The organism is Micromonospora sp. NPDC093277 (genome assembly GCF_044765245.1).
In the GTDB taxonomy this organism is placed as follows: Bacteria; Actinomycetota; Actinomycetes; order Mycobacteriales; family Micromonosporaceae; genus Micromonospora.
Genome location: NZ_JBIWJO010000012.1, coordinates 107,046 through 131,362 on the forward strand (window position 1 = coordinate 107,046; position 24,317 = coordinate 131,362).

General features: G+C 68.8%; 18 protein-coding genes and 2 pseudogenes. 9 read left to right on the plus strand and 11 right to left on the minus strand.

The annotated features are described in order from the left end of the window. Window positions 1-514 precede the first annotated feature (514 nt). A complete protein-coding gene (locus ACIRG9_RS24815; RefSeq protein WP_402860393.1) occupies window positions 515-2,437 on the plus strand; it encodes a hypothetical protein in 1,923 nt (640 codons plus the stop codon). 769 nt (window positions 2,438-3,206) lie between these two features. Here ACIRG9_RS24815 and ACIRG9_RS24820 read toward each other — a convergent pair. The 3 genes and pseudogenes from ACIRG9_RS24820 to ACIRG9_RS24830 form a co-directional block, all read right to left on the minus strand. After that, on the minus strand, window positions 3,207-4,262 hold the full coding sequence (locus ACIRG9_RS24820; RefSeq protein WP_402860396.1) for an ankyrin repeat domain-containing protein: 1,056 nt from the start codon (window positions 4,260-4,262) through the stop codon (window positions 3,207-3,209). Window positions 4,263-4,369: 107 nt separating this feature from the next. Further along, entirely contained in the window at window positions 4,370-5,098 is a 729-nt protein-coding gene (locus ACIRG9_RS24825) for an RCC1 domain-containing protein (RefSeq protein WP_402860613.1), read from the minus strand. A gap of 39 nt (window positions 5,099-5,137) precedes the next feature. Further along, window positions 5,138-5,452: pseudogene (locus tag ACIRG9_RS24830) on the minus strand (RCC1-like domain-containing protein); the annotation flags it as partial. Between the two features lie 156 nt (window positions 5,453-5,608). Between ACIRG9_RS24830 and ACIRG9_RS24835 the strand changes: the two are divergent. Next, complete coding sequence (locus tag ACIRG9_RS24835) at window positions 5,609-6,328, plus strand: VOC family protein (protein ID WP_402860399.1); 720 nt, start codon at window positions 5,609-5,611, stop codon at window positions 6,326-6,328. Window positions 6,329-6,376: 48 nt separating this feature from the next. Here the strand turns inward: ACIRG9_RS24835 and ACIRG9_RS24840 are convergent, their stop codons facing one another. The 3 genes from ACIRG9_RS24840 to ACIRG9_RS24850 all read right to left on the minus strand — a co-directional run bounded on the left by ACIRG9_RS24840 (window position 6,377) and on the right by ACIRG9_RS24850 (window position 9,761). Further along, entirely contained in the window at window positions 6,377-6,874 is a 498-nt protein-coding gene (locus ACIRG9_RS24840) for a tyrosine-type recombinase/integrase (protein WP_402860616.1), read from the minus strand. 1,022 nt (window positions 6,875-7,896) lie between these two features. After that, a complete protein-coding gene (locus ACIRG9_RS24845; RefSeq protein WP_402860402.1) occupies window positions 7,897-8,205 on the minus strand; it encodes a hypothetical protein in 309 nt (102 codons plus the stop codon). 89 nt (window positions 8,206-8,294) lie between these two features. Further along, entirely contained in the window at window positions 8,295-9,761 is a 1,467-nt protein-coding gene (locus ACIRG9_RS24850; protein ID WP_402860405.1) for a dolichyl-phosphate-mannose--protein mannosyltransferase, read from the minus strand. 640 nt (window positions 9,762-10,401) lie between these two features. On the opposite strand from ACIRG9_RS24850, the pseudogene ACIRG9_RS24855 reads away from it, so the two are divergent. The 4 genes and pseudogenes from ACIRG9_RS24855 to ACIRG9_RS24870 form a co-directional block, all read left to right on the plus strand. Further along, a pseudogene (locus tag ACIRG9_RS24855) lies at window positions 10,402-10,488 on the plus strand (IS5/IS1182 family transposase); the annotation flags it as partial. 409 nt (window positions 10,489-10,897) lie between these two features. Then, entirely contained in the window at window positions 10,898-11,101 is a 204-nt protein-coding gene (locus tag ACIRG9_RS24860) for a cold-shock protein (RefSeq protein ID WP_073838824.1), read from the plus strand. Between the two features lie 79 nt (window positions 11,102-11,180). Continuing rightward, window positions 11,181-12,206, plus strand: coding sequence for a fatty acid desaturase family protein (locus ACIRG9_RS24865; protein WP_402860409.1), 1,026 nt, complete (start codon window positions 11,181-11,183; stop codon window positions 12,204-12,206). Between the two features lie 45 nt (window positions 12,207-12,251). Then, window positions 12,252-12,926, plus strand: coding sequence for a class I SAM-dependent methyltransferase (locus ACIRG9_RS24870; RefSeq protein WP_402860412.1), 675 nt, complete (start codon window positions 12,252-12,254; stop codon window positions 12,924-12,926). 331 nt (window positions 12,927-13,257) lie between these two features. Here the strand turns inward: ACIRG9_RS24870 and ACIRG9_RS24875 are convergent, their stop codons facing one another. Both ACIRG9_RS24875 and ACIRG9_RS24880 read right to left on the minus strand, forming a co-directional pair. Further along, window positions 13,258-14,406 (minus strand): hypothetical protein, encoded by a 1,149-nt coding sequence (locus ACIRG9_RS24875; RefSeq protein ID WP_402860415.1) that lies wholly within the window; start codon window positions 14,404-14,406, stop codon window positions 13,258-13,260. Window positions 14,407-14,411: 5 nt separating this feature from the next. After that, window positions 14,412-14,723, minus strand: a complete 312-nt coding sequence (locus ACIRG9_RS24880) for a calcium-binding protein (protein ID WP_402860418.1) — start codon at window positions 14,721-14,723, stop codon at window positions 14,412-14,414. A 60-nt stretch (window positions 14,724-14,783) separates the two neighbouring features. Here ACIRG9_RS24880 and ACIRG9_RS24885 point away from each other — a divergent pair, with 60 nt between their 5' ends. Then, entirely contained in the window at window positions 14,784-15,065 is a 282-nt protein-coding gene (locus ACIRG9_RS24885) for a hypothetical protein (RefSeq protein WP_402860421.1), read from the plus strand. A gap of 28 nt (window positions 15,066-15,093) precedes the next feature. Here ACIRG9_RS24885 and ACIRG9_RS24890 read toward each other — a convergent pair whose 3' ends face one another. Genes ACIRG9_RS24890 through ACIRG9_RS24900 form a run of 3 tightly spaced genes read right to left on the minus strand, consistent with a single transcriptional unit; the run spans window position 15,094 to window position 17,752 of the window. Further along, a complete protein-coding gene (locus tag ACIRG9_RS24890) occupies window positions 15,094-15,768 on the minus strand; it encodes a response regulator (RefSeq protein ID WP_402860423.1) in 675 nt (224 codons plus the stop codon). Further along, window positions 15,765-16,916 carry a sensor histidine kinase gene (locus ACIRG9_RS24895; RefSeq protein ID WP_402860426.1) on the minus strand — a complete coding sequence of 384 codons (1,152 nt, stop codon included), beginning with the start codon at window positions 16,914-16,916 and terminating at the stop codon, window positions 15,765-15,767. Before ACIRG9_RS24895 ends, ACIRG9_RS24890 begins: the two co-directional genes overlap by 4 nt. Further along, entirely contained in the window at window positions 16,913-17,752 is an 840-nt protein-coding gene (locus ACIRG9_RS24900; protein WP_402860429.1) for a lysostaphin resistance A-like protein, read from the minus strand. The genes ACIRG9_RS24895 and ACIRG9_RS24900 overlap by 4 nt, the downstream gene beginning before the upstream one ends. A gap of 486 nt (window positions 17,753-18,238) precedes the next feature. Between ACIRG9_RS24900 and ACIRG9_RS24905 the strand changes: the two genes are divergently transcribed. Together ACIRG9_RS24905 and ACIRG9_RS24910 are read left to right on the plus strand one after the other, a co-directional pair. Beyond that, window positions 18,239-21,439, plus strand: coding sequence for a family 78 glycoside hydrolase catalytic domain (locus ACIRG9_RS24905; RefSeq protein ID WP_402860432.1), 3,201 nt, complete (start codon window positions 18,239-18,241; stop codon window positions 21,437-21,439). A gap of 65 nt (window positions 21,440-21,504) precedes the next feature. Beyond that, window positions 21,505-24,291 carry a family 78 glycoside hydrolase catalytic domain gene (locus ACIRG9_RS24910; protein ID WP_402860434.1) on the plus strand — a complete coding sequence of 929 codons (2,787 nt, stop codon included), beginning with the start codon at window positions 21,505-21,507 and terminating at the stop codon, window positions 24,289-24,291. The last annotated feature ends 26 nt before the right edge of the window (window positions 24,292-24,317 follow it).

The window sequence follows — 24,317 nt, forward strand, 5'->3', positions numbered from 1 at the left end:
GAAGATCCACCCTGCGAGAGGAGGAATCCCCTGCCAGAGCCACGTCCCAATGACCGTTGACATGCGGCGGTGGAAAAGCTTTGCGGTTGGGCCCGTCCAGGCTGGGTAGACCCTCCCGAAAGGCGGGGAGCGTTCTTGGCCGGATCCACCCGGTTTGGACCTCCGAAGACGGCTCGGGGGGGGGGCGATGTCGAGAGCGCGGTTGGGTGGGCCAGGGAGGCCCGATGACGTGGTGGAGCTGCGGGTACACGGTGCATCCGGCGCGAGCGCCGGTCAGGTGTTGGGCCTGCTACAGATTGACCAGGTCGCGGGCGATCGCAGTGGGGGCTTCTACCGGGCCCGCAGCCGGCGTCCGGGCACCAGCGGCGCCGTACCGCTGACGTTGGAGGCGTATCGCTGGGGTGACCTGCCCTCCGGAACTATGGCCCGAACACTGTCACTTGTGTTCCTGCTTCCGTTCATGCTGGTTAACGTTGCGATCTGGATGCGTCCGGGGGGCCGTGGCGCCGATGCGATGATTCGGTCCCTGTGCCGGTTGCTGGCGCTCACTCTCACGGTGCTGTACGTACTCGCCGTCGTCGGAGTTGCGCTGGACCTGGTCGCGTGGAAGTGCATGGCTTCGCCGCACTGCCTGGCCGGTCGCGGTTGGTTGTCTTGGTTAGGCGGGCGACCGGTCGGGCTGCGGCTGGCAGTGCTGGCGCTGGTTCCGGCGGCCGCCGTCGGCCTGCTCTGGCGGGCCAGTACGCGCCCGGGACGGGTATTCGACGCCTTCCGCGCGCCTGAGGCGGGGGGCAGCGGGCATCGGCTCGCTGCCGTCGGCCAGTGGGACGCCGAGCCGCTGGTGGGGCGGCTGCGCTCCATCCATGTCGCGGCGGCGTTTGCGGCACTGGACGTCGCGCTGCTCGCCGCCCGAGTCTCATCCGGCGCCTCGGCCGGCGGCATCGCGTTGGCGTTCGTCACCGGGGCGGTCCTCGCTACCTGTGCGGTTCTGCTCTGCGCGCCCCCACTCATCGACAGGGGCACCGCGGATCGGCGGCTCGACCGGATCACCAGCATGCTCCGGACCGTTGCCATAGTCCTGACGATCGTGGTCACGGCCTATGTCCTGGCCAGCCCGGCACCGTGGCGCGAGGGGGGTGGCCTACCTGGCTACGACCCAATCCTCACCTCGCTGTTCGCCGCCCAGACAGTCCTGCTGGCCGCTCTGGGAGCCGTGTTGCTCTGGTGCCGGAGCCGTCGGGCGGATGCCGCGCCGCTGCTCGGGCTGGGAGCGCTGGCGGTCGCGGCCGCGGCGATCAGTCTGGCGGTGGCGTACTCGGCCGAGTTGGTCTACTGGGTGGCGGACTTCCTGGACCGCGACGCGCCGACCGCAGCGGGCTTGGCCGCCGGACCACCTCGCGCGTACACCTGGGCGATCTTCGGCTTCTTCCGGGCGGTATTGATCACTCTGGTCGTCGCAGGCCTGGCTGCCTTGATCTCCAGACCTGGCCGGCTCCGCGCCGCGGCGGCAATTGTCGCGCGCGACTACCCGGACCCGCCGCAGGGAGCCGGGCCTCGACTGCGGCAGGTGCAGAAGGCGATCGCCCGCTCCCGGTTCACCGAAAGCCTCGTACCGCTGGCCGTGGTCTACGCCTGCCTGGCTGCAATCGGCACGGCCACCACCACGATCGGTCTGCTGGAGCTGCATCCGGGTGATGTCCTCGAACGGTACGCGGGGGTGCCGGCCGGCCTGGTCACCTTCGCCATCGCGTTCGGCAGTTGGGTGATCGCCGCGGTCATCCTCAGCCTGGTGATCGGCGGGATCTTCGCCTACCGGACCGTCGAGTTCCGGCGCCACGTCGGCGTCATATGGGACCTGGGTACGTTCTGGCCCCGGGCCGCCCACCCGTTCGCGCCGCCCTGCTACGCCGAACGGGCTGTACCTGAGCTGGCCCGACGGATCACCTACCTGGTAGGGCATGGCAAAGCGGTCCTGCTCACCGGACATAGCTACGGTTCGGTTCTGGCCGCAGCGACGGTGCTGCAGTTGCCACCTCAGGTCAGCAGCCGGGTCGCCCTGCTTACCTACGGGTCGCCGCTGCGCCGACTCTATGCCCGGCTCTTCCCCGCCTATATCGACGACGAGGTGCTGCACGAGATCGGCGGCCGAGTCGGCTGGCGGTGGGTGAATCTATGGCGGGACACTGATTCCGTCGGCGGCTGGGTGTTCTCCGCGCCCGTCAGCCTTGGCGGCGCGGCATCAACGGTGGATCGTCGACTGCGAGATCCCACCGATGTGGTGGCTCCGCCCGGCGACAGCGTGCCGCCGCCGATCCAGGGGCACCGGCCCTGCGAGTCCGACCAGCCGTTCACCGGGGCGGTGCGCGAACTGGTCGACCGCCTCCACGCGCCGACGGGCCCAGGGCCTGGTCGGGCCGGCCCGCCGGCCGGGCCCTGAATGCGGCATCCCGATCGTCGTCCTCCGATTGCTGACGCCATGGTGGTACGCCGAGTGACGACGGCGGCTCCGGTGATCGCCCTTGGCTCGGGCCCGCGGAGATCGCGACGCCGGCAGCGGCGACGCACAACCACAGCGCGGGGAGGCCGACGTGCAGTTCCATCGGACGAGCAGCCCGAACAGCTCACCCTTCCATGCGCCTCCGGACGGGCGTGGCGGTGCGCAGGGGGAGCCGGAGGGCAGGGAGAGGCGCACATTGGGTGAGTCGGCGGGTGTGCGGGAGCCGCCGATCGTTGGTCGGCTTGCTCCAGTCGCGTTTGTGCGGTGAATGGGATTGTGGCCTGTGGTGGGGCCGCCGGGATCCTGCTGGTGAATGTGGTCAGCCGGGTGCGGTCTGGACGGCGGTGAACAGGTTGTCGAACGCTGCTTGCCAGGGCCAGTGCTCGGGTAGGTGCAGGTGGATGGTGCGGGCCCGGTGCCCGAGGCGGGCGGCGACGTTGATGATCCGGGTGTGGATCGTGGCGGGTCGGGCGGTTTGGTAGGCGCCTGCGGCCAGGACCCGATGACCGTTTCCTGGACCCGCGTTCCTTCTGGAGGTCTGCGCCGGACCGTGCTCAGTTGATCCTCAGCCATGACTGAACAATTGCCAGCCGGTCCGCGCCGACCGGCATGCACGGGTCAAAGGGCAGCAGGCCAGCGGCCCTTGCTACAGATCCGATCGTCAGCTCCCACCGACATCGAACTGCTGTAGATGGGGCCCTGGCCCGGGCTAACGCCCGAGCTGCTCGTTGAGTTCCTCAAGCAGATCGACGATCTCCAACCTGGTGGTAGCAGAGGGCAGCACCCGTGTGGTGCCGTAGGCTAGCTCGACCAACGCCGAGCGTGTGGCAGCGAGTTCGTCTGCGGTGACATCCAACTGGTACCACGATGCGTTAGGGGCCGGCACGACCTCGTTGCGCAGCCGCAGGGCAACGGCCCGCGCCGTATTGGCGTCGACGCCCGTGCGGGTTGCCCAATCGTCGTCGCCGAGGTCGTCGAGAACGATGACGATGACGTTCGCCAATTGGTGCAACATCTGCGGGTCACTGGTGAGCCGGACACTCGTCGGGAGGATCCGGACGACGGTGCGGGTGATCGGCACGTCGTCCAAGCCGGCGTGGTGCTCGCCCAGCATGAACTGGACGTTCTGGTGCTGCCAGCCGCGCGCCAGTTCCAGGGCGGTCATGCCGTCGGTGCTGACCGTGTCGACAGCGGTGCCGGCCAACAGCAGGGCGGCGATGACCCGTTGTTCGTCGCGTTCGACCACGTGCATCAACGCGGTCCGTCCTTGCTGGTCGCGGGCATCCACGTCGGCGCCGGCCTGCAGGAGCACGTCCACCGCGGCATGATCTCCTCGCCGGGCGGCGATGACAATCGCTGGCGTACGGTCGGACCGCTGCTGGTTCACGTCCGCGCCGTTCGCTAGGAGAACGCGCAGGACCGCAGGTGCGACAGGTTGCATGACCGCGGTGATCAGAGGCGCCTCCTCGCCTGGGTGTGGTGTTGCCCCCGCTTCGAGCAGCACCCGCAGCGTGGCAAGGGCCGCCGGTCGAGGGCGGTGCCGTGTATAGGACACGGCCTCCGTCAAGACGCTCGTCCTTGTCGTGGATTCCGCCGGAAGGGCTCCGTGGGCGATGAGGTACTGCACCACGTCCGCGTGTGCTTCGAGCATGGCGACGCGCAGCGGCGTCACATGAAAGGTACCGAAGGGTCCGATCCGGGCGCCAGCGTCCATCAGCAGGCCGACAACTCCCAGCCTGCCGCTGTGGGCTGCCTCGATAAGCACCGACCCTTGGTACCGGCTCACCGCGGCATTCGGGTCCGCCCCGCCAGCGAGGGCCTGTGCAACGGCCACCTCGTCACCGGCTTGCACCGCCTGCTTACGTGCGGTACTTAGTTGGGCGACCGGATCGCGTCCCAGCCTGCAATGTCACATTGATGATTTTCGTTGTTGCCGGCGGCGACAACTGTTCCGTCCGCGCGTAGTCCGAGAGTGTGGGTGGATCCTGCCGCCACCGCGACGATCTCGCGCCAGCCGGCTACGTCGCACTGACCGAAATCGTTGCTGCCAACGGCCACGACTCGGCCAGCCGCGGTGACTCCGACGGTGTGGTAACTCCCAGCCGCCACTGCCAGGACGTCTCTCCAAGCACTGACGTTACAGGCGCCCGTCGATTGATCCCCGACCGCAAAGACGCGTCCGTCGTTGGTGAGACCGACCGTGTGAAGGTAGCCGGCAGCGACGACGGCCATGGCACGCCACGTGTCGATCGCGCACTGCCCACGGCGATTGTTCCCCACGGCGACGGTGGTCCCATCGCCTCGGACGCCCACCGAATGCCAGTCGCCACAAGCCAGGCCGACAATCTCACGCCACTGGCTCACGTCGCATGCTCCCTCGCGAAGCCGTCCCGCAGCCAGCACGGTGCCGTCACCAACGAGCCCCAGGGTGCGGCGCCAGCCCGCGGCAACAAGGGTTACGTTCCGCCATGACGCGGTGTCACACTGCCCGTCACCGTTCCAGCCCGTCGCCGTCACGGTGCCGTCCGCGTGCAGGCCGACGCTGTGGGACCGCCCAGTGTTCGACGCCGTATGCACGTTGCCCGCCGCCACGGCGACCACTTGGACCCAATCCCCGACTCGGCACTCACCAGACGTCCCCGTGCCGGCCGCAACCACAGTGCCGTCGGCACGCAGCCCCAACGAGTGTCGGCGTCCAGCGGCGATGACAGGACTACTCATGTGCACAGCATTACGGATTACATGACCCTGGGCAGACCGGCCCCGCTCCATTCCCTCCAGGCTGATGAGCGTCGCCACAAAGTCGTCGAGATTCCGGACCTCCAGCACCCGCTCATCGGCACGTCCGGATGCAGGCACCGGCGATCCAGCTACCTTCCGTGACGAGCGCTTCGCGGCAGATCCGGGTGCTTGATCTTGGTCAACGTATGGCCGTCCGGCGACATGAAGGCACATCGACCAGTGGCTACTCAGGCCGGGGACTGGACCACCGGGCCGCCGATGGCTCGGCGTACCGATGTCGTGGCGGGTAATCGGCCGATCGGATGACCGAAGGAGATGATCGGCTATTTCTATGTGCGGCAGGCGCCCTACGACGCCTAGGAAGGAGACATGACCAACGAGGTGACCATTCCCCTGCTGCCTTGTGCGTCCATCGACGGCATCGTCAACTTCTACGAAGTTCTCGGTTTCCGCATGATGTATAAGCAGCGCAAGCCCAACCCATATGTGTCGTTGCAGCGTGAAGACCTGCATCTGCACTTCTTCGAGATCGCCGGATTCGACCCGGAGCAGTCCTACGGTTCCTGCCTCGTACTCACATCCGACATCGAAGGACTGCACCGGGCGTTCGCCGCCGGCATGCGCGCCGCGTACGGCAAGGTACTGGTATCCGGAACGCCGCGTATGACCCGACCCAGGGCGCGGAAGAACAACGACGGGTTGGGCGGATTCAGCGTCATCGACCCGGGCGGCAACTGGATCCGCGTCGTTCGGAATGCCGCCACTGCTCCCGAGCCGGCGACCACGCCTGCTGGGCGACTGGCCAAGGCCCTGGCGAACGCTGTCGTGCAGGCCGACTCCAGGGGTGACGTCCGACAGGCTATCCGGATCCTCGACAGCGCATTGGCCCGCCCGCAGGCCGACGACGACCCGGTCGCGCAGGTAGAGGTCCTGGTCTACCGCGCTGAACTGGCGATGGTGCTGCACGATCCAGAGACCACGGCTGAGATGCTGGCCCGCGTCGAACGTGTCGTGCTGAGCAAGGACGAAGCCGAAAGGGCGGCGCCTGCGTTCGAGAACGCCGCCGAACTCGCAGCGGCGCTGCGGTGACTCGGCGTATGCATGCCTTCCTCATCTCGGCAAAGCCGCGAGCGTTTGCTACGTCCCGGAGGCCATGTACGCGGCGAGGATGTAGTTGGGGTGGCGGTCGAGGTTCTTGCGGGCCCGGTCGTAGCGCATGGTGGTTCGCGGGTCGGCGTGGCGGGCGGCGATCTGCGCGTCGCGGAGGCTGACGCCGGCGTCGAGCATGGTGGTCACGAACGTGTGGCGAAGCATGTGGGGGTGCATCCTCGGCATCCGGATCCCCGCCGTGTCGGCGAGGTGCTTGAGTCGGCGGGTGGCGGCGTGCCGGTCCATCCGCCGACCGTGGGTGTTGCGCAGGATCGGCCCGCTGGTGCGCTCGTCGACGGCCCGGTCGATGGCTCGGGCGACTGCGGGTGGGAGCGGAACGAGGACGACCTTGCCGCCCTTGCCGCGCACGCGTAGGACCCGGTGGCCGTGTTCCTCGCCCAGGTCGGCGATATTCGATCCGCAGGCTATCGAAGATCCGCAGCCCGAGCGGGCCCAGAAGGGCGACCAGGGCGAAGTCGTTCGGATAAGGAGACTTTCGGGCGGTGGTGATCAGGGCTTCGAACTGCAGGTGACCCAGTCCAAGGGTCGGTGACTCGGCCGGCACGGTGGGCCGGCGGACGTAGTCGGCTGGCGAGTGCTCCAGGATGGCGTCGATGACGCAGACCCGGTAGAAGCCGACCACGACCGACAGCCGGCGGGACACTGTCGAGGGCTGGTACCGGCGTACGTCCTGCAGCCAGCGCACGTACCGCTCGATGTCCACCCGCACCGCCGTCAGCGGGTCAAGGCCGTGGTCGCTACACCAGCGGAGGCAAACGTGCAGGTCGGACTCGGTATGGACGCGTGTCTGGCCGCGGTAGCGGCCCAGGAAGGCGGATGCCGCGGCTCGTAGAACGAGTTGATCGGCAGGTACGACACCGGAAGCGGAAGCAGGAGAGGTAGTCAAACATCACCGTGCGTCACCAGCGGTAAAGAACGCCAGCACGCCGGGAGCGGCATGAGAGTAAAGGTCGACAGGCTCTAGGATCGGTCGCGTGTCGAGGCCGGGGCAGCGGAAGAATCGCCAGCGCAGAGGGCGCCGGCGGCTGCCAGAACTCAAGGATCGTGAGACTCCTCGACGCGGGCAGCGATCTCGGCCTGGGATACTGCATTACTGGTTGCGGCGGCCGGAACCGAGCGTTGCCATCTCGGCAATCTTCACGTCGATCTTTCTGCTGATGGCCGCTGTTACGCGTAACTGGGCTCTCCTAATCATCGTGCTGCCGTGCGCAGCCGCGGGTCTGTTTGTGTGGGTGACCCGGCATCTCTGGCGCCGTAACGCCGACCGCTGGCAGCAGGGATACGACGACGTCTTCTGATCTTCAGTCCGGCAGCGACCGAATCGTTCGGCGCGGCGCACTCTCCCGCAGGGAGCCCCGGACGCCGTCTCAATGCCACCGTGACAGCTGGAGAACGGCCGCCAGCGGCAGGAGCGATGCCGCCCAGAGCATCAGGACGCCGCCTGAACGCACTGTTCTCGGCACATCCGCATTGTGAGCCGCGAGCGGTTACGCAACCCTACGTAGCGCGCGGATCGTGGCCAGATCCGTGCGCCGTTGAATCAAGGACTGCTCGGCGAAGCTGATCCCGGCGAACTCGGTGGAGATGAGGGCCTGCCGGGGGACGTGCTGCGGCGGCAGCCGGAGGTACTGGCTGTAGCCAACAGCTCGCAGACACAACTCGAAGTTCTGACCCTCGATGTGGCACAACGGCTCCGGGCTGCTGTCTGGGGAATCAAGTCGGTGAACGTCGGCGATCCCCATGACTTCGTGGAGCAGGCCGAGCGTGCCTTCGATGCTCCATGCCCGTTCAAACACGAGCGCCGCGGACGCGACCCAGAAGGTGAGAGTCGGGCAGGGGCACGCGGATCGGGCACTCACGCCAGGTGGGCCAGCAGGCCGGTGGCCTAGATCCAGCGGCTACCCAGCCACATGCGAGCTGCCCAGTCGGTGTACGGGATGGTGTTTCCGACGTAGATCGGATAGAAGTACGCGAAGCAGGCGGCGACCAGCAGCACGTACAGACCCGCGCCGATCGCGCCGAGTAGGCGTCGATCGCCCCCGGCATCGGCGGGGCCGTCAGCGCCGCCGGTCGTGGCAGCGGCGTGGGCCGGCGTCATGATGGCGGCGAGCACGTAGACCACGGCGAGGATCAGGAACGGCTCCGCCGGGATGGCGTAGAAGGAGAACATCGTGCGGTTGTCGGCGGCGGCGAAGTAGAACCAGGGCAGCAGCCCGGCGATGACACCGACCCCGATCGCGCCCGTTCGCCAGTCGCGTCGGGCGATGCCGAACCAGGCCAGCGCGCCCAGCGCCGGGATGAACGACCACCACAGCAGCGGCGTTCCGAGGAGCAGGACCTCTATGGTGGGGGTCGACCCGCTACACGTCTCGTAGCAATGGAATTCGAACGCGACCGGCCGGCCGAGCAGCAGCCACTGCCACGGCGAGGACTGGTAAGGGTGCGAGGTCTGCAGCCCGGTGTGGAACTTCAGCGCCTCCTGGTGATAGTGCCACAGGTTCTGCAGCGCTCCGATGACGGGTACTTCCCGCTGGCCGGTGTCGCGCAGCCAGTGCCGGAGATAGCCGTTGTCGCTGACGAACCACCCGGCCCAACTCGCCAGGTAGACCGCGCCGACGATGACCCCGCCGAGGACCACCCAGCCGATCTCGTCGAGCAGCGCGTCGCGCCAGGGGTGTCGTACGCCGGCGGAGCGCCGGGTCTGGGCCTCCCAGTAGAGCATCAGAGCGGCGAACACGACGACGTACCACACGCCGCTCCACTTGACCGCGCATGCGCAGCCGAGCAGGGCGAAGGTGGCCAGCCGCCACCACGGCACGGCGAACCGGGGTCGCCCCGCGTGACCGGGCGCGGTCGGGTCGAGCCCGTCGGCCAGCGCCCGCAGCCACCGGCGTCGCCGGGCGTCGCGGTCGAGGATCAGCGTGCCGAACGCGGCGAGGACGAAGAACATCAGGAAGATGTCGAGCAGCGACACCCGGGACAGCACCAGATGCATGCCGTCCAGTGCCATCAGCAGCCCCGCGGCGCAGCCGAGCATGGTGGATCCGAACATCCGCCGGGCCACCCGGACGAGGATGAGTATCGACACGGTGCCGGTGACCGCGGCCGAGATACGCCAGCCGAACTCGTTGAAGCCGAAGAGCCATTCGCCGAGCGCAATCATCCATTTGCCGAGCGGCGGGTGCACGACGTACTTCGCGGCGTTGTTCTTCTCCTCCCACTCGATCCCGCGGGTGACCAGATCGTGCGCCTCGGTGGCGTAGTAGAGCTCGTCGAAAATCTTGCCCTTCGGCTGGGCGAGGTTGAGCAGGCGCAGAACCCCCGCGATCACCACGACCACCGCGGTGGCCATCCAGGAGCGGAGATCTCCACGAGGATCGAAGGAGGTGAGGCGGCGCCGGACGACGTCCGGCAAGGCTTGGCGCCGCGCCCCCGATTTATCGTCGACGGTGGATGCAGTCACCGAGCCAGGCCCAGTTCGTTGACTCGTGTGCCTGTGGTCTGCCTGGTAGCCGCCTCGGTCATCCGCGCATCGTAGGTGGAGGGCGGGGACCCCTGCAGCAGCAGCCGACAAACAGGACGGATCAGCCGTCCGATTAGCCGTCCGTGACCTTTCCCTGATCCGGCCGCGAACGTGTCTCCCGCGCACGGGTCATCGGTGATGTCCAGCCGGTGTTCGATTTGCGGGCCGCTGAGGCGGTCGTCCTTGCCCGCGCTGCGGGCATGCGCGGTCGACTTCAACCGCAAGGGCGCGATGACCGGTCGTCGCGTGCTGGCAGCCTCCGGCCGCGATCCGGCACGTCGGCGCTGACCAGATCGCCGCCCTGTTCCGGCCCAGTGACGCAGGGGTCAGTGCTGGTCCGGTCGCACCGTGCCGCGAAACGACGAAAGGGCACGGCTTCTCACTCTGGGACCGGCGAACCGCCGGAAGCCCGCGCTTTCGCTCACGCCGCGTGACCGGGTGACGGTGGGTTGATCAGCGAAGAGCGACAGTGCGTTGCTGCCCCCGCTGGGCGACCGCGGTCGTGCAGGCCATCCGTGTCCTGCACCGCGTCGAGACCAGCCGCTGCTCAGGGTGAAACGGCTCAGTGCGTCCGCGCCGAAGAGCGCACGACACTGGCGGGGCGAGCAGGGCCCGCAGCAGCGGGGTAGGTGCCAGGAAGACGACGGTCAGGATCAGCGGCAGGACGGTGCGCGTCGCGGCTGCCGGGCTGCTGCGTTGGTGCACAGCACGTTGGCGGTCTCCCGGCAACCAGAGCGTGGGCGCCGGGGGAGGGGAAGTGCCTCATGTGGTCCGGCTTGTGCCCTATCCGAGCATGGTACCGTAGGCCTCGTTGCAATTGCTTTCCAATATTTTACCAGCGCATGGTGGGTAGCTGACCCCTCGGCGCTTGGTGTTTCCGGTCATCTCCGGATGTGGGCGATCAATACCGCGACGTCGGGGCCCGCATGGTGTGGGTCCTGAATCCAGCCTTCCAAGGAGAAGACATGGCTGTCGGCACTGTGAAGTGGTTCAACGCGGACAAGGGCTTCGGGTTCATCACCCCGGACGGCGGTGGCGCGGACCTGTTCGCCCACTTCTCGGCGATCGCCTCGAACGGCTTCCGCAGCCTCGATGAGAACCAGCGGGTCGAGTTCGACATCACGCAGGGAGCCAAGGGCCCGCAGGCCGCGAACATCCGCGCCATCTGAACCACAGCCGGCGCGTGCCGACCACCCCTGGATGGTTGGCACGCGCCGGCGTCAGCGCAGCACCCGCCGGGAGGCGCCCATGTCCACAGCGCCGCCGCAAACCGGCAGCGGAAGCCCGTACGCCCATCTCCTGCATCAGATCCGTGGCGCCGGACTGCTGGAACGCCGCACCGGGTACTACATCTGGAAGATCGCCATCACCGGTCTGCTGTTCGCGGCCGGCTGGACGGCCTTCGCGCTCATCGGGGACTCGTGGTGGGTACTGATCGTCGCCGGCTTCCTCGCGTTCGTCTTCACTCAACTCGGGTTCCTCGGCCACGACGCCGGACACAAACAGATCTTCGCGTCCCGGCGGGCGAACTACGTGCTCGGGCTGCTGCACGGCAACCTGGCCATCGGACTGAGCTACGGCTGGTGGGTGGACAAGCACAACCGGCACCACGCCCACCCAAACACCGACGGCGCCGACCCGGACCTCGAGATCGGTGCGCTCGCGTTCACCTCCCGCCAAGCCGGCAACCGCGGCCGCATTGCCGCATTCGCGTACCGCTACCAGGCATTCTTCTTCTTCCCGCTGCTTCTGCTGGAGGGCCTCAGCCTGCACGCGAACGGCGTGCGCGCCCTGCTGCGCCGCACCGGACGCCCCCGCGCGTGGGAGTCGGTGCTGCTCGCCAGCCACGTCATCGGTTACCTCGGCGCCGTTTTCCTGGTTCTTTCGCCGGTCCGCGCGGTCGTGTTCATCATCGTCCAGCAGGGCCTGTTCGGGCTTTACCTCGGATGCAGCTTCGCGCCGAACCACAAGGGCATGGCGATCCTCGCCGCCGGTGACCGTACCGACTTCCTGCGCCGCCAGGTGCTCACTTCGCGGAACGTGCGCGGCCACTGGCTCACCGACTTCATGCTCGGCGGCCTGAACTACCAGATCGAGCACCATCTGTTCCCCAGCATGCCCCGGTCGAACCTTCGTCACGCACAGACGATCGTCGAATCGTTCTGCCGCCGGCACGGCCTCACGTACTGCCAGACCAGCCTGTTCGAGTCGTACGCCCAGGCGCTGCGCCACCTGCACGCGGTCGGACGTACTCCGTGCCCGGTGGGCGCCTGAAACCGGTCGCCCCTGACCGGCGGCCGTCCATGAACGGAGCATGTTTTGCCCACGCCGACCGGCACCCTGCTCGCGCCCTTCGTCGCGTTCCGCCCCGACGAGTTCGACGGACTGCGCCTCGCGCGTCTTCCATTCGTACCGGAGATCTGCCTGCACCTGGCGGATGACGCGATCGTGTTGCGGGCCAGACTGGAGGCGCGAGTCGGCCCGGGGCTCGCCCCGTTCTGGGCGAACGCCTGGGCCGGCGGCCAGGCCCTCGCCCGGTACGTCCTGGACCATCCGCAGGTGGTGGCCGGCCGGCGGGTGCTCGACGTGGCGTCTGGCTCCGGCCTGGTCGCCATCGCCGCAGCCAAGGCGGGCGCCGCCGAGGTGACCGCCAACGACATCGACCCGTACGCGCTGGCGGCCGCCGCGATGAACGCCACGGCCAACGCGGTCACGCTGGCGGTGAACGAGGGCGACCTGCTCGACGGCGACGGCGGCCTCGCCGACGTGATCCTCGCCGGCGACGCCTTCTACGACCCCGAACTGGCCGCGCGGATGCTGGAGTTCCTACACCGCGCCGCCGACCGCGGCGCGCGCGTCCTCGTCGGTGATCCCGGCCGCGGGCACCTTCCCCACCGATGGCTGAAGGTACTGACCAGCTACCAGGTACGCGGCCTGGGCGCCGCCGAGGACGCCGAACTCACCGAGGTCTCGGTGCTCGGCCCCGCCGGGTAGCGCTCAGCGCCCTGCGGGCAGCCCCCGACATCCTGATGGTCGTATCGCAGTCCCCAGCCGACGCGGTCTGCCCTGCGAGGAAGTGGTTGTTGAGCTGTCGCGGCCCAGCGAGTTCGGCGAGCCCGCCGGCCTGCAGCAGCAGCGGCCACGCGAACGCTGCGATCGGCTCGCCGGGTAGAAGTCCTCGCCGTCGAGCCCATCGGCGATTGCGGCGACGGTCGCAGCGGCTGGCCGGCGGGTCGTTTCGCTGCACCGTAGCCGACCGCCGGCCACGAGGTGCAGCACGGCGTGGAGGTTGGTTTGGGCCTGCGCAGCTGTTTGCCGGCCCCTCTCAGGCATCGAGTCCTGCCAGGTCGAGGCGTTCCAGCAGGCTGGGCTTACGTGCGTGCACCGTCCGAAGCTCGGCCAGCCGCTGTCGGAACGGCGTGGAGTTGCCGTCGCGTTCGTCGAGGTCGCGCAGGTCGACGAGGAGCTGCACGGCCGTGTCGTACTCGCGGGGCTTCTTCGTGGCGATGAGTTCGTTGACCCGCCGCCATGCGGCGGGCAGATCGACAGCGAGGGCGTCGAGGTGCCGTTGCCGGGCGGCCACCGCGGATCGTTCCTGGCGGATCCGTTCCCGCTCACGCTGCTTGGCGACCTGGCGTTCCCGTTCGGCGCGAAGGTGTGCGGCGGTGGCGAGTAGTTCGCCTGCGGTGCGTGGGGCGGTCGTGGTGGACGTGTCCGAGGGGTGTTCGTCGCGGTACCGGCGCAGCAGCCGGCCGCGCAGGTGACCGTCGCCGCCGCTGATCAGGTCGGCGAGGATGCCGTCCTTCTCCCGGGCCGGGAGTCTGGTGACCCACGAGCGCAGTTGCGCTGCGGTCGGCTCGACGGCGGTCTGCGCCGACGCGGCCGCCGCGGCTGCGATCAGATCAGGGTCGATGCACAGGAACTCGGCGACCGCGGTGAGCGAGGCGTCGAGTGTGCCCAGCCCGGCCGGGACGGGCGGCTCGGGCTCGTCGTCGTCGAGTTCCAGCGACTGCGCGCAGCGCAGCCAGCCCAGGTACAGCAGGCGGAGATCGCCGGCGGCGAGGGCGGCCCGTACCGGGATGATCGAGGCAAGCAGGCCGTGCCCGTCGAGGTCCCACTCGTCGGTGCCGTCCTCGTCCTCCCGATACAGGCGAACGATGAGGTGTTTACCGGCGGTCCACGCGGAGGCACTGTCACCGACGCAGTAGTCGGCGACGGTGGCGGGGGCGAGCGCGCGCGTCGGTAGCCGCAGCATGAGCTGGCGGGTGCCCCAGTTCGCCAGGTACAGGTGCGCGTCGAAGTACCGCTCCATCAGCTTGCACGGGTCGCCCTTGAAGTCGCCCCACTGGTAGGTGTTGACGAAGCTGGTGGCGGTGATGTCGGCCCGGGTGGACAGCGCCCGCAGCTCGCCCTGCTCCCGGCCGCTCAGGGGCCGGTCGACGGCGGTGAACTCGTAGTACTGGTACTCACTCACCTTGGCTACCGCCCCGCCCAGTGCCGGTAGGCGTCGATCCAGTCGGCGCCGTCCGGTGCAGGGGTGGGCAGCGGCAGGTCGAGCAGGCCGATCTTCTGCCGGTGGCGGCCCCGGGCGCAGACCGCGACGATGCTGTCGGCGGTGAGATCGACCTTCTGCACGACTACCTCCACGCCGAGGACGGTAGCCGTGAACGGCACCACCAGATGCTCTTCGAGCATGGTGAACAGGCCGGTGAGCTGTTCGTCGTCGTTGTACGCGTCGACGGTGGCCTCTTCGATCATCGCCTCGAGCGCCGCATTCCGCTTCGATGCCATCGGCGCAGGATAGCGGACCCTTCCCGGGATGTTCGAAGCCCGATACCCGAGGATGGATCGGTGGGTTCGGTCGACGAGTTCGAAGGTCTTCGCCGGGAGCTGCAGCGGTTACGGGCGGAGAACGCCCGCCTGTCGCGGCTGCTCGAAGTGCGCGGTCAGGACACGACCCCTGCGCCGGAGCAGCTGTCCGCGCCGGTCGCTGCGCCGGGGTTGGTCACGATGGCCGCACCGGGGGCGGACAAGCTGGCGCTGTTCGCCGACCGGTTCCGGGCCCGCGCCGACGTGTACGCCGTGCGGTGGGACAACAGTCGTCCCGCGACCGCTTGCTCACCGACCACCTGATCGGCGAAGCCGTATAGCGGGCACGGCCCTACGTCACCAGGCCGCGTCGGTAGGCGTACACGACGGCTTGGACGCGGTCGCGCAGGTCGAGTTTGGTGAGGATGCGCGACACGTACGTCTTGACCGTCTCTTGGCTGATGACCAGTGTCGCGGCGATTTCGCTGTTGGACCGGCCGTCGGCGATGAGTCGCAGTACCTCCAGTTCGCGAGGCGTGAGGGCGGCGTCGTCTGGTGTGTGCCCCGCCATCGGGCGGATCCGGGACGCGTACCGGCCGACGAGCTGCCGGGTGACCTCGGGCGCCAGGAGGGCGGCGCCGGTGGCCACGGTGCGGATGCCGTGCAGCAGTTGCGCGGGTGGGGCGTCCTTGAGCAGGAAGCCGCTCGCGCCGGCGCGGAGGGCTTCGTACACGTACTCGTCGAGGTTGAAAGTTGTGACAACGAGGACCTTGACCAGGTGCTCGATGCCGGCGCCGGCGAGGAGGCGGGTCGCTTCGATGCCATCGAGTACGGGCATTCGCACGTCCATCACCACGACATCCGGGTGCAGTTTGCGTGCGAGGTCGACGGCGGCGCGCCCGTCACCGCATTCGCCGACGACCTCGAGGTCGGGCTGCGCGTCGATGATGGTCGCGAAGCCAGTGCGGATCAGCGCCTGGTCGTCGCAGACCAGGACTCGGATCGGCACCTCGGCTGGCGTGGTCACGACGGGCTGCCGGCGGGGATGCGGGCCCGTACGACGAAGCCGCCGCCGGGCTGCCGGTCGGCGCTGAACTCGCCGCCGAGCACGTCGACCCGTTCGCGCAGGCCGGCCAGGCCGTGCCCGCTGCCGCCCACCGCCTTGCCGGGGTTGGCGGAGCCTTCGGTACTGACTTCCACGGTGATCTCCCTTGCGCCGTGGTGCACGCGGACCACGGTGGCGCTGCCGTGGGCGTACTTGAGGGCGTTGGTCAACGCTTCCTGCACGACCCGGTAGGTCACGAACTCGGCGCTGCCGCTTGTCTGCGCCGGCGTGCCGCCTTCGGTGAACTCGACCGGCTGGCCGGCCTGGCGGGTCTGCTCCACGAGGTCCTTCAACTCACCTTGTCGCACTGGGTCTGCGGTGCCGTGGTCGGGATTCAGCAGGTCGAGCAGGTGGCGTAGGTCGGTGATGGCCCGCCGGCCCGTGTCGGAGACCGCGGTCAGGGTCGCGTCGAGCTTGTCGGGCGCGGCGGTCAGGTAGCGGGCCGCTTCGGTCTGGACCACCATCGCCGTCACATGGTGGGTCACGACGTCGTGCAGTTCGCGGGCGATGCGGGTGCGTTCGGCGGCACGGGTGTCCTCCGCGACGCGGCGCCGCCGCTCGGCGTCGGCCACTCGGGTGGCGCGCCACCACGACCCGATGCCCCAGGCGAGCACCAGCACCAGGTAGAACAGCACGAATCCGCCCACGTGCTCGCTTGAGCCGAGCCGGTCGAGCCAGACCGCCAGCGGTATGTAGGCCACCGAGAACACGACCATCGTGGTGCGGCGGTGCTGTTCGACACGAGCGCCCGCCGTGATCAGCGCGATCGCCAGGGCGGTGCCGGCGAACGAGTGGTAGGCGCGGATCTGGTCGATGAAAAAGCCGGCCGAGACCACGGCGAGGCAGGCGATTGGCCACTTGCGGCGGATCGCGAGCGGCACCGACTGCAGCAGCACGGCCACGATGGCCAGGGCGTCGAACGGGCGGGCCGGCAGATCGCCGACCTCGGTGCCGTGGCCTTGAAGCGATGGCAGCAGCGATCCGACGACGAACAGCATCGCCCACGGGAGGTCCCGGACCGTGACGTCGAGCCGCCGCCACCGGTCCGGGACGCGCCGAAGGTCGATCACTGGGCGAGCCTAGCGGCCCCGTGGAGTCCGGCGGCGCGGTGCCGGCGGCTGGGGACCAGGTTGCCGCGTCGGCGGGCGATGATCAGGAACACGGTGGTCGCGATGATGCCGGCCAGCACTGAGTAGAGACTGCCTTCAGGGCCGAAGTCGCCGCCGGTGATCCAGGTCGAGCCGGACATGACGCCGTGCAGCAGGCCCTGTGGCTGATTCGTACCGGAGACGCCGGTGCCGAAGAGGCCGCCTTCGGCGAAGTTCCAGGCGAAGTGCAGGCCGATGGGCAGCCAGAGAGTGCGGGTGGCGGCGTAGGCGGCGGCGAGCATGCCGCCGCCTTCGACGGCGATGGCAAGTGCGCCCCACAGGCTGGCGTGCGGATTGATCAGGTGCGACGCGCCGAACAGGACACCGGTCAGCGCGAGGGCCCACCAGGTGCCGAGCCAGCCTTCGACGATGCGGAACAGCACACCGCGGAACAGGACCTCCTCGGTCACCGCGGCCGCGGCCATGAACCCGAGCAGCGCGATCGCACCCGACAGGGAGCCCCAGCCATCGACCCGGTAGTCACCGAGGAAAGCGATGTTGGCGATCACCGCCGTGAACAGCCCGAACCCGATCAGCATGCCCCGGCCGAGGGCACCGCCGGCCCCTCTCTGCTCCACTTCGACAGGAGCCCGCTTCTCGGTGCGGCGTACGACCCACGCGTACACCAGGAGCGTCAGCATGGCCGTCGCGAACCCGAGTAGCAGGGTCAGCGACGCGCTCCAGTTCACCGCGCCGACCGCCAGGCTGCCGCCGAAGGCGACCACCGCGACGCACACGAGCTGCTTCACCAAACGCATGACGACTCCTTCGATTCCGCTGGTAGCGGCCAAGCACCGCTACAACGAACGCTATGGATTCGCCTTGTCGGAATCATCACCACCGGGTGGACACTCTCCGGTAGCTCTCATGGGGGACGACGCTCGCACGTTGGTCCGCCGCCGAGCCGGCGACGCCACTTGGGTCGATGTCGAAGTACCGAGACGCGTGGCTGACCGTGGCGTGCCCACATGGCCAAGCGGTCGCGCTGGTATCGCGAGATCACCGAGGGCCCGATGGCGGTTCCTCTCTGCGGTGCTGACTCCCATGATTGGGGCCTGGACGGCGGCGTAGACGGCCTGGGTGAGGATTCGCCGACCGGCACGCATGGGCGAAATCCTCTGGGACCCGCCGTCCCTTGAAGAGGCCTCGCGCACGCCGTGACCGAATCCGGCCACGGCCATCGTCTTCACGGCGGCGCACCCCCGGCGTAGCCTGCCTGAAACGATTCATTCGGAGGTGCGGGTATGAGCAAGCCTGTCGCCAACCCCGCCGCGGGCCTCTCCCGCCGGCGTTTCCTTGCCGGGAGCGGCGCCGTAGCAGTTGGTGCCACCTCCGCCGTCGGGCTCGCCGCCCCCGCAACACCCGCAGCGGCCGTACCGGCGGACAGTTCCGCACCGTCCGGGCTGCTCACCTCCCTGCTGGACAGCCCGCTGGGGGTGGCCTCGGAGCGGCCGCAGTTGAGCTGGATCGTGCCCGCGCTCGGTCCGGCGCCGCGGCAGGTCGCCTACCAGGTGCAGGTCGCGCACACCCGCCGAGAACTACTCTCCAGCGGCGGCATCGTCTGGGACAGCGGGCGGATCGACTCGAGCGACTCGACTGCAGTGACGTACGCCGGTCCACCGCTCGAGCCCGCGTCCCTCTACCACTGGCGGGTGCGCACCTGGACGACGCCCGGCCTTGTCTCGCACTGGTCGGCCCCACAGGCCGTCGTCACCGCCGCCGGCAGCACATGGACGGCCGAGCCCATCTGGGCACCGGACGACCGCAGGGCATTGCGCGACGGCACCTTCGAGGTCTCTGTCACCATCACCTCCGTCGCCGCGAGCCTCTGGTTCCGGGCGCAGGACACGTCAAACAACTACCTGTGGCAGCTGCGGGCGGGCTCACCCGGAGTGCTGAAGACCCATGTCCAACGCAACGGCACCTACACGGTGCTGAATGAGCGGCCCATTACTGTGCCCGTGCCGACGGGCACCCCGCTGAGGCTGCGGGTCGAACTCGCCGCCTCCACTATCCGCACCTACCTCGGTGACACCCTGGTCGATACAACCGCCGACACGACGTACGCCTCCGGCAGCATCGGATTCCGCAACGGCAGCACCGAGTCGCAGCGCTTTCACTCGGCGTCCTTCACCGACGCAGCCGGCAACCGCCTCGTCGACGAGGACTTCTCCTCGGGCCCCGGCATGTTCACCGGCGGCACCGTCCAGGGCGGAGACCTCGTACTCGACCGCGGCCAGTCGCTGCTGGCCTCGCTGAGCGAGAGCAACGACTGGGCGCTGCTGCGTACCGAGCTGGTGCTGCCCGACAAGCCGATCGCCGCCGCGTTCGTCTACGCCACCGCCCAGTCACCCGAGCCGACCCGGCAGTACGTCTACAAGCTGTGGGTCAACGAGACTGTCGCGGGCGTCGGACCGGTCCGGGCGATGGCCGGCGAGGCCCGCTACCAGACCCACGAGGTGACCGGCCGGCTCGTGCCGGGGCGCAATGCGCTCGCCGCGCTGTGCTACTCGCCGCAGGAGCGCACCTTTCTCGCCCAGCTCGTCGTCGTGTTCACCGACGGGACCCGCCAGGTGGTCGCGACCGGCGACGGCTGGCGGAGTCGGCGGGCAGGCCGCTGGCGTCCGCCCGCCGGCATCACCGGGGGCGGCTACTACCAGGCTCCGCAGGAGTATCTCGACGCCCGATACGAACCGGTCGGCTGGACCGGACCCGGCTTCGACGACGGGAGCTGGGAACCGGTCACCGCCGCATCGCTGACCCGCCGGCTCGAACCCGCATGGGTCACGAACATGACCTACACCTACCGGCGCCCGACGGCGGTGGAGCAGCTCGGCCCGGGCCGGTGGCTGTTCGACCTCGGCCGTGCCGTGGTGGGCGGCATCCGGCTCTCGGTCACCGGCACCGCCGGCCAGACGGTGGAAGTCCGCCTCGGCGAGGAACGCACGTCCAGCGGCGCCCAGTACAACCTGCGCGCCGGGCAGACCTACCGCGAGGTCTGGACGCTGCGAGACGGCTCGCAGCAGCTCGAGCACTGGGGCTACCGGGCCTTCCGGTGGATCGAACTGGTCGCCGATTCGCAGCTCGACCTCCGTGACGCGGTCGAGGCGGCGGTGCTGAAGCTGCCGTGGAACGACGACGATGCCACGTTCGAAAGCTCGGACCCCGATCTCGACCGGGTCTGGGCGATGTGCCGCTACTCCATCGAGGCCACCCGGCAGGACCTCTACCAGGACACGCCCACCCGTGAACGGGGACCCTACGAGGGCGATGCCATCATCAACCAGCTCTCCGAGTACGGCACCCAACGGTCCTTCGCGCTGGCCAGGTACTCCACGTCGTACCTCGTCCGCCGGCCGACCTGGCCCGCGGAGTATCGCCTGCAGACCGCCCTCATCGCCTGGGAGGACTACCTCGCCACCGGCGACCCTTCGAACCTCGCCGCCGACTACGACCTCTTCGTCGAGCGGCAGCTCGACGAGTCGCTCAACTCCACCGGCCTGGTCGAGAAGAACCCCGGCAGCTCCAGCCAGAGCAACGCCGACCTCGTCGACTGGCCCACGACCAACCGGGACGGCTACGTCTTCACCCGCGTCAACACCGTCATCAACGCCTGGCAATACGCCGCGTTCGGCGCCCTGTCCCGCATCGCCGGCGTGCTTGGCCGCGGCGCGGACCAGCAGCGGTACGCCGAACTGGCAGCGCGGCTGCGGGCGGCGGCCAACGCACAGCTGTTCGATGCCACGGTCGGCGCTTACCGCGACGGGGTGGGCACGGACCACCACGCCCAGCACGCGAGCGCATTCCCGCTGGCGCTCGGCGTCGCCGAGGAGCGCGACGTCCGAGCGCTCGGCGAGTGGCTCGCCGCTGGCGGCATGCGGGTCAGCGTCTACGGCGCGCAGTTCCTGCTCGAGGCGCTCTACCGGGCCGGACTGGGCCACGCCGCCCACGCCCTGCTGACCAGCCGGGAGCAGTTCTCCTGGCTGCACATGATGGACGATCTCGGCGCCACCATCGTCATGGAGGCGTGGGACCCGTCGATCAAATCCAACACAACCTTTTCCCACGCGTGGGGTTCGGCACCGGCCAACATTGTGCCCCGTTTCGTCGCCGGCGTGCGCCCCCTGGCCCCAGGCGCTCGCGAGATCCTCATCGCCCCCCAGCCGGGCCCGCTGCGTTGGCTGCGGGCGAAGGTGCCTACGATCCGCGGCCCCGTGCAGGTGGATCTCGACCATCGGGGAGGCTTCCAGCTGACGGTTACTCTGCCGCCCAACGTGTCCGGCCGCATCGAACTCGACCTGGCCCAGCTCGGCATCCAGGACGCCCGGGCCCTGCACGTGCGTTCCGAAGGCAGGACACCGGACCAGTCTGTCGCCGACGGGCGCTTCATCGCGGCGCAGGTTGAGCCGGGTCGCACGGTGGTGATGAGCGACCGGCGCAGCTAACACCCGACACCACACCCGTGTAGCGCGATCTGGCCAACGCCCCCTGTGCCGCCGAGGAGTGAGACATGCCAACGCCCCGATCAACTCGCCGTCGGACTGCTCTGATTACCGCAACCGTCACGACCGCTGCACTGGTGCTCGCCGGAGCCTCGCCGGCGGTGGCCGCCAAGGGGCATGCGCCCGAAGCCCCGACCGACCTGTTGGTCGATGACCGGGCCCACCCACTGAACGTCGAGGGCACACCACGGTTCAGCTGGCTGCCGCAGGACCGTGACCCCGGCGAGGTGCAGACCGCCTACCAGTTGACCGTCTCTGAAGCGGACGGCGAACTGATCTGGGATTCCGGCAAGGTGCGCTCCGCCGCCCAGTCGTATGTCCCGTATGGCGGGCCGGCACTACATTCCGGCGCCGCCTACACCTGGACGGCGCGGACCTGGGACCGCACTGACCACGCCTCGCCGGCCGCGGGCGGCAGCTTCGAGACCGGCATTGCCGACCATGAGTGGGAGGGGGCGAGCTGGATCCGCCGCAACACCACCGAGGCCGACGACTACACACTGGCTCGCACCCAGGTGAGCATCGGCGGCAGTCCCGTGGTGCGTGCCCGCACGTACACCGCAGCCGACCACACCTATGAACTATTCGTCAACGGCCAGCTGGCCGACCGCGGCACCTCCTTTGGATATCCGGGCGAGGACTACTACCAGGCTGCGGATGTCACCAACCTGATCACGGCGGGCGAGCCACTCGCGCTCGGCGTGCGTTACCACTGGTACGGCAGCGGCCAAGGCCGCCCGGCCGGTGCCCGCGGATTACTGATGAAGCTCGTCGTAGAACACGCCGACGGCTCCCGCGAGGTCTTCGGCACCGACGGTTCGTGGCGGGTCACCCGCGACACGTCCTTCGTCAGCAACTCGGCCCTACGCAATGGTGAAGGTGATCGGATCGAACGCCAGGACGCGCGCGGCGAGCTGGTCGGCTGGACCCAGCCCGGCTATGGCCACAGCAGCACGCCGTGGGCTTCCCCCCAGGTCATCGGCGCACACCCGGTCGCCCCGTACACACACCTGATCGGCCAGGAGACCCGGCTGGCCGAAACCCTGGTGCGACCCGTCGCGGTGAGTACGGCCAACGACGGCACCATCGTCGCGGACTTCGGCGTCGTCATCCCCGCGCGTCCCGCCGTCCGTTTCAAACACGGCGTCGCCGGTCGTACCGTCGACCTGCGCGCTGGCTACAACCTCACCGATACCGGCCGGGTCGCCACCTCCACTCTGGCCAGCCAGGGCACCAACATGAGCTTTCCGTACACGCAAAAGGACGGCGAGCAGAAGTTCCAAGCCTTCACCCATCTCGGCTTCCGCTACCTGGAGATCCCCGGCGAGCAGGTCGCATTGGACGACATCTCCGCAGTCGTCGTGCACACCGCCGTGCAGGCAGACCACGAGGCCAACTTCACCAGCTCAAACCCGGTCCTCAACGCGGTGTGGGAGCTGATGAAGCGCTCGGCGATCTACTCGGTGCAGGAGGAGTTCGTCGACACCCCCACCCGTGAGAAGGGGCAGTTCCTCGGTGATGCCGCCGACATTTCCTATGCGACAATGGCCGCTTTCGGAGAGCGCGACGCCACCCAGCAGGCCATCCGTGAATTCCTGCGCTCGGCGAAGCGTTACTGGAACAGCGGCAACGACATTGGACGATACAACGCGGTCTACCCCAATGGCGACGGGAAGCGGGACATCCCCGACTACTCGTTGATGTTCGTCGACTGGGTGTGGCGCTACTACCAGGAGACTGGTGACCGGGCGTTGCTCGAGGAGGCCTACCCGGCGATCAGGGACACCGCGGACTACGTGCTGCGTCACATCCCCGCCACCGGAGCGACGGCCGGCCTGGTGACCAACCTGTCCGGCGGCAGCGGCGCGTACCTGTACGGCATCGTCGACTGGCCGGAGCCCGGCAGGTTCGGCTACGACATGAGCTCGGCCGCCCGTACCACCATCAACGCGCAGGGGGTCGGCGTTCTCCGCACCACCGCGCGGATGGCTGAAACGCTCGGGCTGCCGGCCAGCGAAATCAGCCGATACGACGGGCAGGCCACTCAACTCGCCGACACGATGAACAGCAAACTGCGCCGCGCCGACGGTGTGTATGTCGACGGGCTGGTGGCCAACGGCCAGCAGAGCGGGCACGCGGGCCAGCACGCCACCTCCTACGCGATCGCGCACGGCGTCGCGCCACTGGCTGACTACTCGGTGCTGGCGGACCACCTCGCGTCGATGGGCATGAAGCAAGGGCCCATGACCGCGCACTGGCTGCTGCAGGCTCTCAGCGATGCCGAGCGGTCCGAAGCCGTGCTCACACTGCTGACCAACGCCGATGACCTGGGATGGGCCAACATCCTTGCCCAGGGCGGCACCTTCACCTGGGAGGCGTGGACGCTCGACCCCGGCACCAACTTCAGCCAGTCGCACGGCTGGGGCGCTCAGGCGCTGGTGGACGTGCAGCAGACAATGCTCGGCATCCGTACCTCCAGCCCCGGCGCGGCCACCGTCAGCATTGTGCCGCCTGCGGTTGGTCTTACCCACGCCGCCGGCACCGTGCACACCCAGCGGGGCCCGGTGCGCCTCGACTGGCGCCGCGTTGGCGCCGGCATGCGGGTCGATCTCGAGGTGCCGGTCAACGTCACGGCCCGGGTGGCCCTGCCCGTCGAAGTCGGCAAGTCCTACCGCGCTGCCGGCCCGAGCAAAGCCACCTTCATCTGCATCGAGGACGGGCGTGCCGTGTTCGAGGTGGGCTCGGGTCGCTCCAACTTCCACCCGGTCGCCGACTCCGCGGCGCAACCACGCTGAGCATTCCCCGTTAGGAGGCAGTGATG

Coding starts and splice junctions, on each gene's coding strand:
- ACIRG9_RS24880 (WP_402860418.1), bottom strand. CDS start 14,723: ATGGCATCGAAGCGGAATGCGGCGCTCGAGGCGATGATCGAAGAGGCC.
- ACIRG9_RS24850 (WP_402860405.1), bottom strand. CDS start 9,761: ATGGCCACCGCGGTGGTCGTGGTGATCGCGGGGGTTCTGCGCCTGCTC.
- ACIRG9_RS24835 (WP_402860399.1), top strand. CDS start 5,609: ATGACCAACGAGGTGACCATTCCCCTGCTGCCTTGTGCGTCCATCGAC.
- ACIRG9_RS24865 (WP_402860409.1), top strand. CDS start 11,181: ATGTCCACAGCGCCGCCGCAAACCGGCAGCGGAAGCCCGTACGCCCAT.
- ACIRG9_RS24900 (WP_402860429.1), bottom strand. CDS start 17,752: ATGCGTTTGGTGAAGCAGCTCGTGTGCGTCGCGGTGGTCGCCTTCGGC.
- ACIRG9_RS24860 (WP_073838824.1), top strand. CDS start 10,898: ATGGCTGTCGGCACTGTGAAGTGGTTCAACGCGGACAAGGGCTTCGGG.
- ACIRG9_RS24910 (WP_402860434.1), top strand. CDS start 21,505: ATGCCAACGCCCCGATCAACTCGCCGTCGGACTGCTCTGATTACCGCA.
- ACIRG9_RS24815 (WP_402860393.1), top strand. CDS start 515: ATGATTCGGTCCCTGTGCCGGTTGCTGGCGCTCACTCTCACGGTGCTG.
- ACIRG9_RS24905 (WP_402860432.1), top strand. CDS start 18,239: ATGAGCAAGCCTGTCGCCAACCCCGCCGCGGGCCTCTCCCGCCGGCGT.